Here is a 16,951-nt window from a genome sequence, read left to right as displayed (position 1 = left end):
GTAATTAAGAGAAAACCTTCCAAAAGGTTTTTGGAGGGCTATTTGTCATGCACAAAATAGTATATCATAAGATTAATAATAATTTTAGAGAAAAATATTGACATCCTATTAGCTGGTTTAGTAAAAAATCAATGTCAAAGCAAGATATGAGCTGGGAGGAAATATCCTAGCTCATTTTTTATGTATATTTAAAATCAGCCTTTACCTTTAACATAGCTTTATGTTAATAAGCTGAGCAAATTTCCTTAAAAGCATTTTACAGATTAAACACGAACATTAACTATGTATTGATTGGAGTGACATGTGAATGCTAATCGCTCACCCTGCGTAGGGTGTCTAGCTAGATGTAATTTAAACTATTATTAAAAAGCATATAAATTTCATTATTCTTTTTTCATTGTTCGTATTTGACTTAAAGCTAATTTCAAAATAAAGTAAAAAAATAATATAAATCGATCTATTGATTTGTTCCCTACTTTCTATATAATAAATTCTTGTGTTTCAAAAAAAGAAGAAAAGGATGGGGATAAATGAAAAGAACCCTTACAGCAGTTTTAGCATCCGCAATGCTATTATTATCTGCGTGCTCAGAGAACACAGATTCACAAGCGGAGGTTAACAAGGAAGTAGACACAAAAGCGTCAGCCGAAACTACTGTGGCAGTTAAACCAACTATGATTAAAGGCGAAGACTATGATGAAAACGGCGGTGCTGATGCCTATGCAGAAGCTGGCGATAACAAAGAGTCTCGTTATTTTAAAGCCCCTGATTTTTACAACATGAAATCAGATGATCAATTACTACTAATCGAAAATTTCCAAACGATGCAGCAAACAACGGAATGGTCTTGTGGACCTGTTACCGCATTAATGGTTGCTAACCATTTTGGCTTCACAGACATGACAGAAATGGATATTGCTGAGCAAATGAAAGCAATGACCGACTTGGACACTCCAGGAGCAAAGCCTGGTTCTGCAAACAACTTCCCAGAATACGGGACAGACGTTAGCCAGCTCCATAATTTCTTTACTAGTCTAGAGGGCTTTAAAGTGGTAGAGACAAGCTATAAGGTGAATTATGCAGCAGACGATCTAATTCAAGAAGCAGATGGTGAAACCGGAAATAATGTAGGAAACCTTCCTGCTACTTTCACATGGAACAGCTTATATGCTTCTGAAAATAGTGAAACTACTGAAGCATGGGTAACAGATGCTAAGGATAGCTATTTTGTTAAATGGTTAACTGGCCATCTTTCTAATGACCGACCAATTATGGTTGAGTGGGCAGATTGGGATGGACATTGGCAAGCCATTATTGGATATGATAATAATGGAACACCAGGTATTGGTGATGACATGCTTATCTTTGCAGACCCGTATGATACATCTGACCATTGGCAGGACGGATATTACTTCTATCCATTAGAAAGATGGTTCGGTATGTGGAACGATCGTAACATTGCACCAAAACCATTCCAATTACAGCCTTACATCGTTGTGGATTATACTAAATAGATTTAAAAGAGAGTCATGACATTGTCATAACTCTCTTTTTTTTGTTAATACTTAATAAGTAATCACTAAACAGTTTCTAAAAATCTGTCGATTGCTTTCTACTCTCTAATTTCATATGATAATAAAGCAAACAATCAACACGTTGTTCAGTACTTTATTATAAAGGAGAATGTTAAGTGAATAAAAAATATATATTAATGTTTGGTTCATTGATTATAGCTTTAGGATTAGTGATTGCAGCGCTAGTTACCGGTGACGATATAGTTACTTATCTAATAATATTCTTTTGCGTAGGTTTAGGTCTTGCTTTACTTCGTTTAGTAGTAAATGGAGCTATCAAAAAAATGAAGGGAAAAAGCATCTGGACGAAACTTCTCTTCTTCGCTGTTCTCTTAGGTTTTGGTCTACCTTTCCAAAACTGGTTCCGTAAAGACGTAATCTTTGCGATGGATTCTGATTACATTGTTCGATGCATCATCATCACTGTAATGGGAATTATCTTTATGACGTTCCTTTTTGGGATGCTGTTCAACAAAAAAAGTCAGCCAGCAGTTGAAGTAGATGTAGATTAGTAAGCAGGGAAAAGCACTTACTGCTTTCAGGAGATATTCTTATAAAAAATAGCCCATCTTTTGCATATATAAACGTCAAAAAGGGGCTATTTTTTATAGGGCTTAAATTTAACGAATGTTTAGCTAAGCCAGTAAAAGTGCTTCTTACTCCTTAAACTCTATTAAATCTGCAATTATATACTGTTTTTCTACAAGCTCTTTATTGTCAGTCCATGAAACTGTAACTTTTGAATCCTCGAACGCTTTTTTAATGTTCTCTTCCGATAATCCTTTTGCATAAAAAACCACTTCTTGCTGATATTCTGCAAAATTTTCACTTGGATTATCTTGTTCACCCTCACTTCCATGCCAATAACGATCCACTCCATCTATACTATTTAACGTATTTCTCCAGTCTACATCTATTTCTATTTGACGATCTGTTACAGCGTTCGTGTTTTCCATAAAAAATTTAAATTTTAATACTTTGAAGTCTTCTTGCTGGGGGTCATTTAAATCCTTAGTGCCACCAACGCTAGCATATTCCTCATCACTAATAGTAGAAATTATCGTTTCCACTTCTATTAGTGGTTCATTATTACAAGCAGTAATTAGAAATTGAAGCAATAAAACTAAGAACAATAAACTATACCGTTTCATACTTTCCTCCTCGCAAAATAATTCGATAACTCTCTATACTATGTAAAAACACAACTAATAATAAAATCGTTTTTTACCTTGGCTATGTTAACAATGATCATAGTATTGAGATAGCACTCGATCAATCATTCGAGTATGTATAACTAGAAGCGCAATTTCTTTTGTGATTTCTGAATTCAAAAATATCCACCTCCCAATTATTCTGCATACTGTGCCAAGCCATTGCCAAATGACCAATTTTCTTTAGGCACTTCCATTAAATTGATAAAAACATCTTCTTTTCGTATATGGAGTCTATTATTTAAATCATCCGCAATTTTTTTATATAATTGCTTTTTTAAATCTAAAGTTCTACCTTCATTCATAACAATTTGAATCATTATTATGTCTTCCGTGCGGTTAATCCCCAAATAATCAGGGCTAAAGATTAAATTATTTTTATCATGTTCGGAAATAATTTGGAATTTATCACTTTCGGGAATGTTTATTGTCTCCCGCATTGCCTCATAGACTAATTGGCTGAGTTCTTTTTTAAAATCAGATGATTTACCCGATTTAAGAGAAATTCGTACTAATGGCATTGAAAAATCTCCAGTTGTAGAATTGTTCTTTACATGCATGAACATGTATATGCATACTTTATGTGCTTTATGTGCTTTTTGTATTTTTGTAAACATTTATTTTAAATATTAAGAAAATTAAATTTAATAAAAGACATCTGAAAGTATATTAAGGTGAGCATATTTGCTTTGAAAAAGAAAGTGCCGGTTTATTACTATGAGCCATAAATTGACCATGTTTTGTTGAAGCAAGATCAATGAACAAGTGTAATATTTCACAAACTAAATTGCTTCATGAAAAAACAACCCTAGCCTTTTACATAGCCTTATATTAAAAAAACGTCTGCATTGAGTATCTCTAGATTCACGTCTTACTTTTCTTTTAGTTGCTCTAGTAAATAAATACATAGTGGGTTTATATAGTCAGCCTTACGATAATCACTTAATAATAATCTATTAAGCCCTGTAGTGTTAAATGGAATTGTTTCTACTCTTTTGAATTCTGGATGTTCTCCTTTACTATAATAATGTTTATGTATTTCTTTTACTTCTTGAGAAGTTAAATCAATGGTTACTCGATTTATTAAAACTAATGATTGGCCTCCACGTTTTATTAGCCATGGACTCAAAGGTGACAAACACATTATTTTAGTAAGGTTAATACCTAGCTCTTCTTGTATCTCTCTTATTATATTTTTGTGTATATTAATATGCCCTTCTTCTAAATCATTTTTGTCTAAGCCACCAGCAACTAATTGAATTCGATCCGGATTGGCTGTTCCTTCATTCATATGACCATAAACTAGATGTTGGTCCGAAGTAAGGACAAGTGTAGCAGGATAGACAACGGTGCAGTCGTACTCCGCTGATAACTCCATTTTCCTACTATAAAGAAAATGAGTATAGTCAGTGTGGATAAGGGTAATGAATAAATCATTTTCATCTTCTTGAATTTGATGAACAGTAAAGACCTCCCCTCTGCTAAAAGTATTTTGTCTGTTGATCGTTTCCCAGTATTGATTTACTTTTGACTTAATTTCGTCTGGTAAGTTTATTTCCTTTTCTAAGACACTGATTTTTATATTACTAGGTGACTTTTCTAAACTAATAGTGTTGGAAAATGTCATATGTTCCTCCTGATCATAATATTATTTCGTTCATCCGTATATTTGAGCTTCTTGATACAAACCGTTTTCATCAACATCTACTACTATCGTGTGACCCCAGAATAAGTCCCCGTCGTCATAGTACAATTCGGCATTTCCCTCACCAAAAATTAAAATCCCTTGTATATTAATTCGTTTTTTAAATTCATCCTTACTGATTATTTTGCCTTCATTCCATACTTCATTATGTAGTTTTAATAAATCCCCTGCTATTTTTTCTTTATACGATTCATTCTTTATTCTTATTTTCCCAAAAGTATTTTCGGCTAATTTAAATACTAGTTCTTTATCATATGACTCAGGAGAAATAGTTACATCTATAAAATAATCAGTCGCTATTTCCACTTTTCCATGATAGTTTCCTCTCTCCTTGTCATAGACCAGCCCATCAAAATTCAATCCACTGTTCATATTTACACCCCTTTACAAATTGAGGATTGTTTACTTTCATTATTTCATCACCCTCTATAATTCTACAAAGCTAGTAAAATCCCTTTCTTTATAGCTATCCTTATTTAATCTAATTTGCTTTATCCAAACTATAGGTTTTGTAAATTTTTGTAAGGTGCCAATGTATTTGAAGTGTTACACTTAAACTAATAGTTCAGTTTGTGAATAAATTGCTCAGTAGTAGATGGGATGGATGAATCATTAATATAGATACTGATTCACTTATTCAAATTATAATTATTTGGGGACTGCCGGCTTTTATGGTTTTTAGAGGTTATTTAAAAATGAATACTGAAATAGTCCTTCCCTTCATACCCTTACAATTAACAACAAAAAAGCAAGCCCAATGTTTTGAGCTTGCTGTAGTCTGCTTTGCTTTTATTATTTCTTAAATCCTTATAAAACCTTTTCTAAAAACTCTTTTGCACGCTCTGACTTTGGAGAGCTAAAGAATTCGACAGGAGGGGTGTCTTCGACTAAAACTCCACCATCCAAAAATAAAATACGGTCTGCTACTTCTTTTGCGAAGTTCATCTCATGTGTCACGATGACCATTGTCATACCTGATTCTGCTAAGTCCTTCATAACAGCTAAAACCTCTTTTACCATCTCTGGGTCTAAGGCCGAAGTTGGCTCATCGAACAACATAACAGAAGGGTTCATTGCTAACGCACGGGCAATTGCTACACGCTGCTTTTGACCGCCTGATAAACGATTTGGATATTCCGAGCGTTTCTCAAAGAGTCCGACTTTATGTAAGAGATCATCTGCAACAGCTATTGCCTCTTCCTTTGATTTTCCTTGAACATTCATTGGTGCATACGTTAAGTTTTCTAGTACAGTTTTGTGAGGAAATAAATAAAAATGTTGAAATACCATTCCTACATTTTCACGTACCTTCATAATATTAGTTTTTTTATCTGTTACAACATCATTGCCTATACTAATCACACCACTAGTAGGCTCCTCCAGTAAATTCAAGCAACGTAAAAAAGTAGACTTACCAGAACCAGAGGGCCCTATGATTGCAATTACTTCCTGTTCCTTAATTTCAGTGGATATGTTTTTTAAGACTTCATTTTTTCCAAATGATTTATATAATTTTTCTACTTTAATCACTTCTACTCATCCTCTTTTCTAGCTTTTTGCCAAGGAATGATAAAATAAGTGTAAGGATATAGTACATCACTCCAGCAATCATTAATGCCTCTAAGTAACGATAAGAAGATCCGCCCACGACGTATGCACGGCGCATAATGTCTAGTGCACCAATTACTGTTACAATCGCTGATTCCTTCGTTAATGTGATAAATTCATTCATAAGGGAAGGCATGATATTTTTCATCGCTTGAGGAAGAATAATATCCTTCATCATCTTCGAATAAGGTATACCCAAAGCTAAAGAAGCCTCTAACTGCCCCTTATCAACAGCATTAATCCCACCACGAATAATTTCAGAGATATAGGCACCTGAATTTAATCCAAATGCTATAATTGCTGCTGGCATCGGATCTACCGTAATATCAAAAAGCTGAGGAATCGCATAGTAAATAATCATTAATTGTAATACAAGGGGAGTTCCTCTGAAAATAGATGTATAAAAATCTGCTAATAGACGTAATACAGTTATTTTCCCTATTTTACATAGAGCTAACAAAATCCCTAAAATTAAACCTAAAATTGTGGCTCCCACAACTATTTGAAGTGTAACACCTATTCCTTTTGCAATATAAGGAATAGAGGGAACGACTGCAGAAAAATCTAACATATCGTTACCCTCCTTTCTATTCAAACTATTATATTTTTTATCTATATTATTCTGCTTCTACTACAAACCATTTTTCTCTAAGCTCGTCAATTTTTCCTTCTTCAATTAACTCATTAATAGCTTTATCAAACTTCTCTTTCAGCTCACTGCCTTCAGGGAAAACTGCTGCTTTAGTATCTATTTCTTCTACTACTATTGGGAAGTAAGTTAAATCTTTGTTACGCTGTGTATAATTTTCAGCTACTACATCCTCTATAACGGCTGCATCAAAACGCTTAGTCATTAGCTCTTGAATAACCTCTGGGATTAAGTTACGGCTCTCCACTTTCATGTCTACTGTTTCTGCTAATTCATTTGCTAGCTCTTCTTGAACAGATGAGATTTGAACCCCAACTGTTTTACCAGCTAAGTCTTCCACTGTTTTAATACCACTGTCTTTTTTAGTCACTACCATTTGTACTGTTTCGTTGTAAGGGATAGAAAAATCTACAACTTCATCGCGTTCTTCTGTTGGTGACATTCCTGCTAATACGAAGTCTAATTTACCTGCTTGTATCGCTGGGATTAATCCGTTGAAATCAATGTTTTCTACTTCAATCTTATATCCTAGCTTTTCAGCGATTAAATTGGATAGGTCAATATCAAAACCAATAATCTCTTCGCTCTTTGTTGGATCGATAAATTCAAATGGTGGATAGTCAGCTGAAGTCCCCATTACTAATACTGGTAATTCCTCAGAAGGTGTAGAACCCGATCCAGCATCCTCTTTCGCATCGTCTTTAGTTCCACAAGCAGCTAGTAAAGCAATAATCATTGTTAGCATGATTAGAAATAACTTGTTTTTCATAATGTTTTACCCCTTTATCTCATTTATTTTTATTTCATTTGTATATCGAATAATTGCTTTTTCAAGCATTGTTAAGCCATCATCAATTTGTTCCTTTGTTACCGTTAATGGAGGTATCATACGGATTACTTCACCGACGTTTCCACAAAGATAGAAGAGCACGCCTTCTTCTAGTGCATAGTCAAGAATTTTCATCACGGCTTGTCCATCTGGCTCTCCAGTTTCTATATTAGAGATTTCGATACCAATCATTAAACCGACAGAACGGACATCGCTAATGATTGGATATTTTTCTCTTAGCACGTTTAACTTTTCAGTTGCATATGCTCCTACAACTTTAGAGTTTTCTACTAGGTTCTCCTCATGGAGAATTTCTAGTGTAGTTAAGGCAACTGAACAAGCAATGGGATTTCCACCGAATGTTGTCCCATGCATTCCTAATGGCCACTTCTTCATTAATTCCTTAGAAGCAACGGTTGCACTTAAAGGTAAACCAGACGCAATTCCCTTTGCAATGGCCATAATATCGGGAGTAACCTCGAAATATTGTGCAGCAAACCATTCTCCTGTTCTTCCGAAACCAGTTTGAACCTCATCAAATATTAATAAGATTCCATGCTCATCGCAAATTTCTCGAATTCGCTTCACCCATGATTTAGGAGGGATAATGTATCCACCCTCACCTAGTACTGGCTCTAAAATAACGCAAGCAACCTCTTCTGGAGTTACCTGATGCTTAAAGAGTCTCTTAAAGTCTTTATCTAGCTGCTCTACACAATATACTTCTGGATCCATTCCCTCTGGACAGCTCTTCGCGTCTGCATAAGGAATCTGGTACGATAAATGAGATGGCTGTAAAAATTTTCGATACTTACTTTTAGACGTTGTGACACTTAGTGCACCAAGTGAACGACCGTGAAAGCAGCCCGTAAATGAAACAACATACGGTCTCTCTGTTACAAATTTCGCTAGCTTTAATGCTCCCTCGATAGCCTCTGTCCCACTATTGGCGAAAAAGAAACAGTCTAAATCTCCTGGTAACACTTCTCCAAGATTTTTGGAAAGCTGTAGAATCGATTCGTACATAATAACTCCTGAAGGCCCATGAACTAATTGATCCGCAGCATCTTTAATACTTTGAACTACTTTCGGATGACGGTGTCCGGTATTTGTAACGGCAATACCTGATGTAAAGTCTAAATATTTCTTTCCATCCGCTCCAAAATAGTAGCAGCCTTCCTCTTTAACTATTGGAATATTAGGATGATCCTTTGCCATACTCGGTGCTAAAAAATCTCCCATATTATTATATAAATTTAGCCAGTTATCCATCTTATTCACCCTTACTTTTCATCCACTATCAGATAGCTATTAATTTAGTAATCTGTTTTATTTCTAGCTAATGGACTTTTCTAATATTTATATAATATATGCCTTTATGTATAATTATACAATAGGTAATTTAGGGAAATTAAAAGTTTAAATTTCTCGAATTTTCAATTTAATGAATTTGGGCATTACTATAAGAAGAAAACATGAGGCTGATACATAATCAACCTAGTTTCAGGCACTTGAAGTAGTACAGAGATTTGCTTTATATAGAGGTAAACACTAGTGGTTAGAAGTCATTCTAGGGGAGAGACTACTGGCTCAGACCACGCGTAGCGGATAAACTGCGGCTATGAGGTAGACAAGAAAGCCCCGAAAATTTTTCGGGGCTCCACGCCTCATACCTTAAATATGCTCTGTAACTTCTCGGTTCAATAACCATCGTCCATTTCTCTCTTCCCAATCCTCTATTGTAAAGAATCGAGTCAGCTCTTGTCCGTTCTTTTCAATAATCATTTCATAAAACACAACGAATCTGTTAGGATCACGTTGTCTAATAATACGATGCTCAAATCTTTTCTTTGCACCCTGCAACGCTTCCACTGACTCTCTCATTCCCTGTATAGCTTCGGGACGGTCAAAGAATTCTGGTCTTTCCACATGACTATTAAAAAAAGTAACATAGTAATTATTAGTCATGATTTCAAGACCTGCAGTATCCCCTGAATACATCGCTACGTTCCATGCCTCAATGAAGTCGTCGTGTGCTTTCGAAAATTGTTCAATTGACGTTTGAAATAGATCTGCCATCATATACCCCCTATGATTTTGTATTCCATTCACGATTCAACATGCTGTAAAGAAGTGAATTTCTCCACCCATCGTCTAATAGGATATTCTCTCTTAGTAGTCCTTCTTGCTTCATACCTGCTTTCTTTAAAACCCTTTCAGAAGCACTATTTCTTGCATCACAGGTGGCATAAATACGGTTAAGTTTTAGTTCATTAAATCCATAATCAATTAAAATATTGGCAACTTGAGTAGCTATACCCTTTCCCCAAAAATCTGGATTTATTATATAGCCTATTTCTCCACTTTTGTTAGACAGGTCTAAATGAAATAACTCACCTGCTCCTATCATTTTGCAGTTTTCTTTATCAATAACCGCAAACACGTACCTATTTCTTGTTTCCTTCTTGGTCTCTGCTAAAACTTCCTCTAAATAAGCTTTAGTGTCCTCGAAACTATTTGGTCCCCATGGTTGGTATTTACAAACTTCTTCTTTTGATGCATACGAATGAATATCTATCAGATAGTCATCTGTCATTTCAGTTAAGTATATGGTGCTATTTCCTGGTCCATTCTCCATTTTTGAAATCTCCTATTTCTATTACTCTTTCTTTATTTAATTCTCTTTAACCTACTGTTTTTCCTTTAATCAACCTAGCAGATTAGTCTTTTTGTGCATATGCTATTGTAACTAATTTAGGAGGTTGCTTCATGTCAAATAAATACCTAGATTTACTATCTTATTTTGGAATTGGAAGTGCGCATCCCGGAGGATTTGGATTAACACAATTTATATTAGGGAAAGAACAGCTTGAGGCAACTCAGTCAGTACTAGATATCGGGTGCGGAACTGGAAAGACCTCCGCTTTCTTAGCTACAAAATATGGGTGCAAGGTAACTGCGGTCGATAATCATCCGATTATGATTGAGAAGGCGAGAGAAAGGTTTAAACCATTGGAGGCTGACATTCACTTAATCGAAGGGGACATTACGTGTCTACCATTAGAAAGCGACTCGTTTGACATTATTATTTCTGAATCGGTCCTTGTATTTACGGATATTGCACTAGCTTTGAGTGAGGCTGCTCGTCTATTAAAAAAGGACGGAAAGCTACTGTTGATTGAAATGACGGGAGCTTCTAATGCTTCGGAGGAAGTAAAACATAAAGTGTTGGAGCTTTATGGGATTCAACAGCTGATGGATGAGGAAGAGTGGAAAGAAATTTTAAAAAAGGCTGGTTTTTCACATATAGAGATATTAGAAAACCCAGCCGATATGAACCCAGTAGAAATTGAAGACATGAATCCATCCAGTTATATTGACATGACACTATATGAAGTCTGGGATGAGCATAATCAATTTTTAGCTGATTTTGGAAACATGATAGGCTATAGAATTTTTAAATGTCAGTTATAAACGAAGATTAAGGCTTTGGAGCAAAATCAGATCCATCTATTATTTCCTTAGTTGGTTTGTGATATAATTCGCCCTTTGGAAACGGTCCATGATTTTTTACGTAAGTATCGACTATTTGATAGCCTATATTGTAGCCTATCCACTTTGGAAAATAGCTTCTGGGACGACCAAATAAAAATAGCTGATGATTTTTTACACCTTCTAACCCTAGGGATGGCACGAAACGGTGCTTCCATATCTCGGTAGCATCCGCGTAAGGATAAAGCGCTATCCATGGGGCTAGCAGCTTTTCACCACACTCCTCTTTTACAGCATACTCTCCCAAGCCTTCTATAATCAAAGAGTCTGCCAACGTTGTTTGTGAAGGGGTAAGATCTAAGAAATTTAATCTGCATACGTGATTATATTCATGTACTAAGGTCGCCTTTATCTCTTCTTCTGAAAGGTCCTTCGATAAAAATAAAAATAATGCTTTTTTATAAGCAACACCATTTTTTACAGGTAAAGGCTCTCTTGCCTGACTTGTTCCTTTTAATTTTATTGGGAATATATAAATCGGAACTTTTGGACCACCCCACCGCTTTCGTAACCGTTTGTATTCGTTGTTTACTAATTCCCAAACCTTCCTTTTTTCTAGCTCCCCTACAGTTTCCGATAAGCCTTCCCATTCATTTGGCTCAAATAAACCGTATTGTAAAAGCTCATAGTGCACAGCCTCTCTAGTTTCATTCGGGAAAACCTCCATTAGGGGTTCACATAGGATTTCCCCTTGCCGAAGATAGATTTCCTTCCCATCTTTCTTCTCGCATGCTTCTATAAATTGATATAACCATTTAGAGGTTCTAATGACAGCCAACATCTCATCCTTTTCTCTTTATTCTTTTATATGTTCGATTTGCTTGAAAACTTATGTCTATAGTAAATAGACGATTGTCTACCGTGAAAACTTTCATACGGCATATGTTATAAAACATACTTGTATGTAATTTTTTGAGAGAGGGGGACAAAAAATGAGTCAGTCACAAGTGTATAATTTATGCTGTAAATATCATGGACAAAGAGTGCGAATCACGGATAAACAAGGAAAAATGCATGTAGGAAGAATTACTAAAGTAGATCAAAACATGGTATGGATTCGTCCTGAGAACAACTTTGGAGGATATGGATTTGGGTTTTGGGGCTTTGGACCAGGATTTGGTTACGGTATTGCATTAGGTGCCATAGCAGGTGTTGCATTAGCTGGGGCCTTTTTCTGGTAACACTTCTCGTTTGTATTTCTTTCGTTTTGGGAATAGGCTCGGACCTATTCCTTTTTTCATTTTTGTCCGAATAGGATATTTCTATGCTTAACTAACAAGCGATCAACTACTTATATAAAAAGCACACCACAAAAGTGGTATGCCTTAATGTTATAGTATGCAATTGTCTAAATAAGTTACCTAGACAGCAGTAAATCCTCCATCAATTGGTACAACAGCACCATTTATATATTTTGCCTCACTCATCAACAAGAACGCCACTAATTCTGCAACTTCCTCTGGTTGTCCTAAGCGACGCTGTGGAATACCCGCAGAGACCGTTTTAAATAGCTCAGGGTTCGCTTCTCTATATTGTTTCACCATAGGAGTTTCCGTTGACCCTGGTGCCACTGCGTTAATCTGAATACCTTGGTTTGCATATTCTGCTGCTATGGATTTCGTAATTCCTACGATACCATGCTTCGTTGCCGAGTAGCTCACGACACCGTCCTGCCCTACTAATCCAGCAGTAGAGGAAGTATTCACGATGCTACCTCCACCATTCTTAATCATTTCAGGTAGCACATAGTATAAACCATATAAAGCACCTCGAAGATTTATATCTACTACAAGGTCAATCTGTTCAATCGAATTGTCCAAGAATTTCTTACCTGGGCCAGAGATACCTGCATTGTTAAAGAACATATCCACTGACCCGAAGGTTTCCACTGTTTTTTCTACATACTTTTTAACCTCTTCAGCCTTCGTTACATCAGCTTTGATAAAGATAGCCTTAGCTCCTTTTTCTTCTACCAAACGAACCGTTTCATTTCCTTGCTCTTCCGAAACATCAATAATACTAATATTGATGCCTGACTCAGCTAATTTTAATGCAGCCGCTCTTCCTAGGCCGCCACCTCCACCTGTAATAATTGCTGCTTTAGTTGTATTCATTTAAATTACTCCTTTCTTTCTACACCTGTCTATCCTTAATAATTCCCCATGTCATTGGAATAAAACATTATTTCGCAATAGAAAAAAATAGAATAAATAATTTTAAATTCCGCATATTTATTACATTCAACTCACTTTTCATATATAGTTAATAAATGTAATATTTAGTTATTTATTTAAATTTTAGGCGATTATTTAAAATCTTTATAAAAGACTTTTTGGGGGGTAGAAGTAGTTGGAAATACTGCTATGGATTCTTGGTTTAATCATTTTGTACGTAGTCATTTATACAGCAGTGAGAGATGCCATAGAAAAGTCCGAGGTCGGTAAAATTATCATTAAAAGGTTTGGAACAAAAGATGAGCTAGCACCATTAAGTGATCTAGAAATTGAAAAGGAATTAGAAAACGAAGAAAGAAAATAAAGTTACGCTACTAAAATAAACCCTGTTTTTAAGGAGGGACACTAGATTTGTGTGACTCAGCTATTACTAGAACGCTAGAGATTGGTGGACTAACAAAATTTCAGCTTATTCAGAAACTCGAAAACCATTCTATTAGGCTGAATGAATACGCAGAAAAGCTACTATCTGCTGATAAATTCTCTCCTTCTAAAAATAAGTATAGTGTTACTACGGTTACGCTAACCGTCAGAGAACTTGGTTTCCGAGAAGGAGCCACAATGTCTCAAATATTTAAACGAGCGAGCGAAGTAGGTTTAAATCTCTGTCCACTTGAGGTAGGTCCCTATCTAAGGTTAGAGTTATTAGACCAACCTGAAGGAAATACAAAAATTCAAGTCCCGCAACAAGCCCCCTCTGGCTCTATCACAGTAGCGTCAGAAATAGTCAGTGAAGACGATAATTTTCCAAAAGGCTTTTACCTTAGAAACATCGACGGAGTATTATGGTTACGCGGATACATCGCAGATGATTTACACGTTTGGAACAGTGAGCATCACTTTATCTTTTGTTGCCAATAAAAAGAGACCCCTAGTAGTAAAGGGGTCTCTAGAAATTTATTCAACAATCTGCAGTACCGAATGTGCTTTATCACCGTTCGTACGGTTTTATCACCGTTCGTTTCTATTTATCACCGTTCATACGGTTTTATCACCGTTCAAGGAGATTTTATCACCGGTAGGTTGTTTTTTTAATAATTGAACATTTATTTATATTAGGGCTTGCTCTAGATCTTCTATTAGATCCTCAACATCTTCAATACCTACAGAAATGCGAACTAATCCATCGGTAATACCTAATTTTGCTCTTCGTTCACTCGGAATAGAAGCGTGAGTCATACGGGCAGGTACGGAGATTAAGCTTTCTACAGCTCCTAAGCTTTCTGCAAGTGTAAAGTATTTCAGCTTCGCCAACAGCTCATCTGCTTTTTCTGCACTTCCAACGTCAAAGGAGATCATTCCTCCAAATCCTGTAGCTTGTTTTTGCATCAGGTCGTGTCCTGGATGAGAAGAGAGCCCAGGATAAAATACTTTTCCGACTGCATCGTGATCATTTAAAAACTCTGCTATTCGTTGGGCACTTTCATTATGCTCTTCCATACGTAAGCCTAATGTTTTAATGCCTCGCATCAGCAGCCAGGAATCCTGCGGTCCGAGCACAGCACCAACGGAGTTTTGAACAAAATGCAGCTCACTCGCTAGCTCCTCGGAATTAACCACTGCAAGACCTGCTACTACGTCACTATGGCCTCCTAAATATTTTGTGGCACTATGCACGACGATATCTGCACCAAGTGCAATTGGTTGTTGGAAATAAGGAGTCATAAACGTGTTATCCACTATGGTTAAGAGTCCCTTTTCCTTTGCATATTTTGCTATAGCTTCTATGTCTGTTACCTTCAATAAAGGATTTGTTGGAGTCTCCAAGAAAATAGCCTTCGTATTTTCTTGAATAGCTGCCTCGACATTAGAAAGATCCCCTGTATCGACGAATGTAGAATCGATTCCAAAACGATTCAATACTTTAGAGATCACTCGGAATGTTCCGCCATACACATCGTCCGTTAATAGGACATGGTCACCCTTACTGAAGAGCATCATGATCGAGCTTGTCGCAGCCATTCCCGAAGAAAAGGCAAAGCCTGCTACTCCCCCCTCTAAATCACTGATTAATACTTCTAATGCATGTCGAGTCGGGTTACCTGTTCGTGAATACTCATACCCTTTAAATTTACCAACGGCTTCTTGCTTATACGTACTCACCTGGTAAATCGGTGTGGATACGGCACCTGTTGCTTCATCTCCAACGATTCCTGCATGAATAAGCTTTGTTTTTGCGCGCATTTATTTATTCCTCCTTGAATAATTCATATACCTTCTGGCTCAAATAGCGTTCACTAGAGTCCGGAAAGATGGTAACGATATGACTTCCCTCTAATGCCACCTCTGCTTCCTTCATTGCTGCGTAAAAGGCAGCACCTGAGGAGCTTCCCACCAGTAAGCCTTCTTTTTTGGAGAGTCTACGCAACTCTGCAAAGGCGTTCTCATCACTAACGGTATGAATGGCATTGAAGTAAGATGAGTCCATAAACTCCGGTAAAAACTCCATGCCTATTCCTTCGGTTGCATGAGAGCCAGCTTCTCCACCATTTAAAATGGAACCTACAGGCTCTACGATTACTGTTTTTATTTTTTTATTCCGTTCCTTTAAAAAGGTGGACGTGCCCATAAAGGTTCCACCCGAGCCAGCTCCAGCTACAAACACATCAATTTGTCCCTCTAAATCTCTCCATAGCTCTGGACCAAGTGTATGCTCATAAGTTTTTGGGTTAGCAGGGTTAGAAAATTGAGAGGGCGAAAAAGCACCTGGTGTGACTTTCACTAGCTCCTGCGCTTTCTTAATAGCCCCTTGCATACCTAATGCTGTGTCCGTATTAATAACTTCTGCACCCAGCGCTCGCATAAGGGTCTGCTTCTCGAGACTAAACTTTTGAGGAACTACAAACTTAACCTTATACCCCTTCCCAATTGCAGCCAGTGCAACACCAATTCCGGTATTCCCTGCTGTCGGCTCTATGATTGTCCCACCAGGAGTAAGCTTACCGGATTTCTCTGCATCCTCGATTAACGCTAGACCAAGACGATCCTTCACGCTACCACCTGGGTTTAGGTATTCAAGCTTTGCAAATATGCGGCAATTGTTAGGAATAGATATATTATTTATTTCTATTACGGGTGTATTTCCTATCAGTTCTTGCACGCTATTAAAAATATTCATTTATGCTTCCTCTTTATAAATTTGTCGCCATTCATCTTTTTTAGAAAGCATTTCAGAAGCAATTTCTTTTGCTCCCTCTAAACTATGGCTAGCTGCCCACCCGCACTGTACCTCATTACAAGCCGGTACCTCCGTTGCTTGCAGTACATCCTCTAACGTCTTTTCAAGAATGACAAGAATCTCATCATAATCCTCATGATTTATGACGGATAAGTAAAAACCAGTTTGGCAGCCCATTGGACTTAAATCTACGACTTGATCCGTATGGTTACGAATATTTTCAGCCATTAAGTGCTCCAGAGAGTGTAACCCTGGCATTTCCATATGTTCTTTGTTTGGTTGTTTAAATCTAATATCATATTTGTATATTTCATCGCCATGTTTTCCTTCTTTTGTTCCTGCTAAGCGTATAAATGGTGCTGCTACTTTTGTGTGATCAAGGTTAAAGCTTTCTACGTTCATTTTTTTCAT

21 protein-coding genes are annotated in these 16,951 nt (G+C 36.6%); 6 read left to right on the top strand and 15 right to left on the bottom strand.

Annotation, left to right across the window (positions count from 1 at the left end; translation table 11 throughout):
- Window positions 1-530: 530 nt before the first annotated feature.
- A complete protein-coding gene (locus tag M3627_RS17945) occupies window positions 531-1,514 on the top strand; it encodes a papain-like cysteine protease family protein (protein WP_251556885.1) in 984 nt (327 codons plus the stop codon).
- A gap of 176 nt (window positions 1,515-1,690) precedes the next feature.
- Window positions 1,691-2,086 (top strand): MFS transporter permease, encoded by a 396-nt coding sequence (locus M3627_RS17940; protein WP_169360227.1) that lies wholly within the window; start codon window positions 1,691-1,693, stop codon window positions 2,084-2,086.
- A gap of 144 nt (window positions 2,087-2,230) precedes the next feature.
- On the opposite strand, the gene M3627_RS17935 is transcribed toward M3627_RS17940, so the two are convergent.
- The 10 genes from M3627_RS17935 to M3627_RS17890 form a co-directional block, all read right to left on the bottom strand.
- Window positions 2,231-2,725 (bottom strand): hypothetical protein, encoded by a 495-nt coding sequence (locus M3627_RS17935; protein ID WP_169360228.1) that lies wholly within the window; start codon window positions 2,723-2,725, stop codon window positions 2,231-2,233.
- Window positions 2,726-2,922: 197 nt separating this feature from the next.
- Window positions 2,923-3,306, bottom strand: coding sequence for a tautomerase family protein (locus M3627_RS17930; RefSeq protein ID WP_251556884.1), 384 nt, complete (start codon window positions 3,304-3,306; stop codon window positions 2,923-2,925).
- Window positions 3,307-3,656: 350 nt separating this feature from the next.
- A complete protein-coding gene (locus M3627_RS17925) occupies window positions 3,657-4,412 on the bottom strand; it encodes a hypothetical protein (protein WP_251556883.1) in 756 nt (251 codons plus the stop codon).
- 30 nt (window positions 4,413-4,442) lie between these two features.
- Window positions 4,443-4,862 carry a DUF2262 domain-containing protein gene (locus M3627_RS17920; RefSeq protein ID WP_251556882.1) on the bottom strand — a complete coding sequence of 140 codons (420 nt, stop codon included), beginning with the start codon at window positions 4,860-4,862 and terminating at the stop codon, window positions 4,443-4,445.
- A 435-nt stretch (window positions 4,863-5,297) separates the two neighbouring features.
- Complete coding sequence (locus M3627_RS17915; protein WP_169360232.1) at window positions 5,298-6,020, bottom strand: amino acid ABC transporter ATP-binding protein; 723 nt, start codon at window positions 6,018-6,020, stop codon at window positions 5,298-5,300.
- A complete protein-coding gene (locus tag M3627_RS17910) occupies window positions 6,013-6,669 on the bottom strand; it encodes an amino acid ABC transporter permease (RefSeq protein ID WP_169360233.1) in 657 nt (218 codons plus the stop codon). The genes M3627_RS17915 and M3627_RS17910 overlap by 8 nt, the downstream gene beginning before the upstream one ends.
- 46 nt (window positions 6,670-6,715) lie before the next feature.
- The gene (locus M3627_RS17905) at window positions 6,716-7,516 is read right to left on the bottom strand and encodes a transporter substrate-binding domain-containing protein (RefSeq protein ID WP_251556881.1); all 801 of its coding nucleotides are present in this window, start codon (window positions 7,514-7,516) and stop codon (window positions 6,716-6,718) included.
- Window positions 7,517-7,522: 6 nt separating this feature from the next.
- Window positions 7,523-8,848, bottom strand: a complete 1,326-nt coding sequence (locus M3627_RS17900) for an aspartate aminotransferase family protein (RefSeq protein ID WP_251556880.1) — start codon at window positions 8,846-8,848, stop codon at window positions 7,523-7,525.
- A 402-nt stretch (window positions 8,849-9,250) separates the two neighbouring features.
- Complete coding sequence (locus M3627_RS17895; protein WP_251556879.1) at window positions 9,251-9,655, bottom strand: hypothetical protein; 405 nt, start codon at window positions 9,653-9,655, stop codon at window positions 9,251-9,253.
- Window positions 9,656-9,665: 10 nt separating this feature from the next.
- Entirely contained in the window at window positions 9,666-10,214 is a 549-nt protein-coding gene (locus tag M3627_RS17890) for a GNAT family N-acetyltransferase (RefSeq protein ID WP_251556878.1), read from the bottom strand.
- A gap of 131 nt (window positions 10,215-10,345) precedes the next feature.
- On the opposite strand from M3627_RS17890, the gene M3627_RS17885 reads away from it, so the two are divergent.
- Window positions 10,346-11,050 (top strand): class I SAM-dependent methyltransferase, encoded by a 705-nt coding sequence (locus tag M3627_RS17885; RefSeq protein WP_251556877.1) that lies wholly within the window; start codon window positions 10,346-10,348, stop codon window positions 11,048-11,050.
- Between the two features lie 7 nt (window positions 11,051-11,057).
- Here M3627_RS17885 and M3627_RS17880 read toward each other — a convergent pair whose 3' ends face one another.
- Entirely contained in the window at window positions 11,058-11,906 is an 849-nt protein-coding gene (locus M3627_RS17880; protein WP_169360276.1) for a DUF2268 domain-containing putative Zn-dependent protease, read from the bottom strand.
- Window positions 11,907-12,060: 154 nt separating this feature from the next.
- Between M3627_RS17880 and M3627_RS17875 the strand changes: the two genes are divergently transcribed.
- A complete protein-coding gene (locus M3627_RS17875; RefSeq protein WP_169360238.1) occupies window positions 12,061-12,309 on the top strand; it encodes a hypothetical protein in 249 nt (82 codons plus the stop codon).
- Between the two features lie 180 nt (window positions 12,310-12,489).
- On the opposite strand, the gene M3627_RS17870 is transcribed toward M3627_RS17875, so the two are convergent.
- Window positions 12,490-13,242, bottom strand: coding sequence for an SDR family NAD(P)-dependent oxidoreductase (locus tag M3627_RS17870; protein WP_169360239.1), 753 nt, complete (start codon window positions 13,240-13,242; stop codon window positions 12,490-12,492).
- Window positions 13,243-13,477: 235 nt separating this feature from the next.
- Between M3627_RS17870 and M3627_RS17865 the strand changes: the two genes are divergently transcribed.
- Window positions 13,478-13,666, top strand: a complete 189-nt coding sequence (locus M3627_RS17865) for a hypothetical protein (RefSeq protein ID WP_251556876.1) — start codon at window positions 13,478-13,480, stop codon at window positions 13,664-13,666.
- A gap of 47 nt (window positions 13,667-13,713) precedes the next feature.
- A complete protein-coding gene (locus M3627_RS17860) occupies window positions 13,714-14,223 on the top strand; it encodes a helicase (RefSeq protein ID WP_251556875.1) in 510 nt (169 codons plus the stop codon).
- Between the two features lie 189 nt (window positions 14,224-14,412).
- Here M3627_RS17860 and M3627_RS17855 read toward each other — a convergent pair whose 3' ends face one another.
- Genes M3627_RS17855 through M3627_RS17845 form a run of 3 tightly spaced genes read right to left on the bottom strand, consistent with a single transcriptional unit; the run spans window position 14,413 to window position 16,951 of the window.
- The gene (locus M3627_RS17855) at window positions 14,413-15,546 is read right to left on the bottom strand and encodes a bifunctional cystathionine gamma-lyase/homocysteine desulfhydrase (protein ID WP_251556874.1); all 1,134 of its coding nucleotides are present in this window, start codon (window positions 15,544-15,546) and stop codon (window positions 14,413-14,415) included.
- A 4-nt stretch (window positions 15,547-15,550) separates the two neighbouring features.
- On the bottom strand, window positions 15,551-16,480 hold the full coding sequence (locus tag M3627_RS17850; RefSeq protein WP_251556873.1) for a PLP-dependent cysteine synthase family protein: 930 nt from the start codon (window positions 16,478-16,480) through the stop codon (window positions 15,551-15,553).
- Window positions 16,481-16,951 (bottom strand): S-ribosylhomocysteine lyase, encoded by a 471-nt coding sequence (locus M3627_RS17845; RefSeq protein WP_169360242.1) that lies wholly within the window; start codon window positions 16,949-16,951, stop codon window positions 16,481-16,483. It lies immediately after the preceding gene.

The sequence above is a fragment of the Psychrobacillus sp. MER TA 171 genome (assembly GCF_023713305.1).
Lineage (GTDB): Bacteria > Bacillota > Bacilli > Bacillales_A > Planococcaceae > Psychrobacillus.
This window is presented reverse-complemented; position numbering and strand designations above follow the sequence as displayed.

What these genes read in the sequence shown, in the direction of transcription:
- M3627_RS17945 (WP_251556885.1), top strand. Translation starts at nt 531, where the DNA reads ATGAAAAGAACCCTTACAGCAGTTTTAGCATCCGCAATGCTATTATTA.
- M3627_RS17935 (WP_169360228.1), bottom strand. Translation starts at nt 2,725, where the DNA reads ATGAAACGGTATAGTTTATTGTTCTTAGTTTTATTGCTTCAATTTCTA.
- M3627_RS17930 (WP_251556884.1), bottom strand. Translation starts at nt 3,306, where the DNA reads ATGCCATTAGTACGAATTTCTCTTAAATCGGGTAAATCATCTGATTTT.
- M3627_RS17925 (WP_251556883.1), bottom strand. Translation starts at nt 4,412, where the DNA reads ATGACATTTTCCAACACTATTAGTTTAGAAAAGTCACCTAGTAATATA.
- M3627_RS17920 (WP_251556882.1), bottom strand. Translation starts at nt 4,862, where the DNA reads ATGAACAGTGGATTGAATTTTGATGGGCTGGTCTATGACAAGGAGAGA.
- M3627_RS17910 (WP_169360233.1), bottom strand. Translation starts at nt 6,669, where the DNA reads ATGTTAGATTTTTCTGCAGTCGTTCCCTCTATTCCTTATATTGCAAAA.
- M3627_RS17905 (WP_251556881.1), bottom strand. Translation starts at nt 7,516, where the DNA reads ATGAAAAACAAGTTATTTCTAATCATGCTAACAATGATTATTGCTTTA.
- M3627_RS17900 (WP_251556880.1), bottom strand. Translation starts at nt 8,848, where the DNA reads ATGGATAACTGGCTAAATTTATATAATAATATGGGAGATTTTTTAGCA.
- M3627_RS17895 (WP_251556879.1), bottom strand. Translation starts at nt 9,655, where the DNA reads ATGGCAGATCTATTTCAAACGTCAATTGAACAATTTTCGAAAGCACAC.
- M3627_RS17890 (WP_251556878.1), bottom strand. Translation starts at nt 10,214, where the DNA reads ATGGAGAATGGACCAGGAAATAGCACCATATACTTAACTGAAATGACA.
- M3627_RS17885 (WP_251556877.1), top strand. Translation starts at nt 10,346, where the DNA reads ATGTCAAATAAATACCTAGATTTACTATCTTATTTTGGAATTGGAAGT.
- M3627_RS17875 (WP_169360238.1), top strand. Translation starts at nt 12,061, where the DNA reads ATGAGTCAGTCACAAGTGTATAATTTATGCTGTAAATATCATGGACAA.
- M3627_RS17870 (WP_169360239.1), bottom strand. Translation starts at nt 13,242, where the DNA reads ATGAATACAACTAAAGCAGCAATTATTACAGGTGGAGGTGGCGGCCTA.
- M3627_RS17855 (WP_251556874.1), bottom strand. Translation starts at nt 15,546, where the DNA reads ATGCGCGCAAAAACAAAGCTTATTCATGCAGGAATCGTTGGAGATGAA.
- M3627_RS17850 (WP_251556873.1), bottom strand. Translation starts at nt 16,480, where the DNA reads ATGAATATTTTTAATAGCGTGCAAGAACTGATAGGAAATACACCCGTA.
- M3627_RS17845 (WP_169360242.1), bottom strand. Translation starts at nt 16,951, where the DNA reads ATGAAAAAAATGAACGTAGAAAGCTTTAACCTTGATCACACAAAAGTA.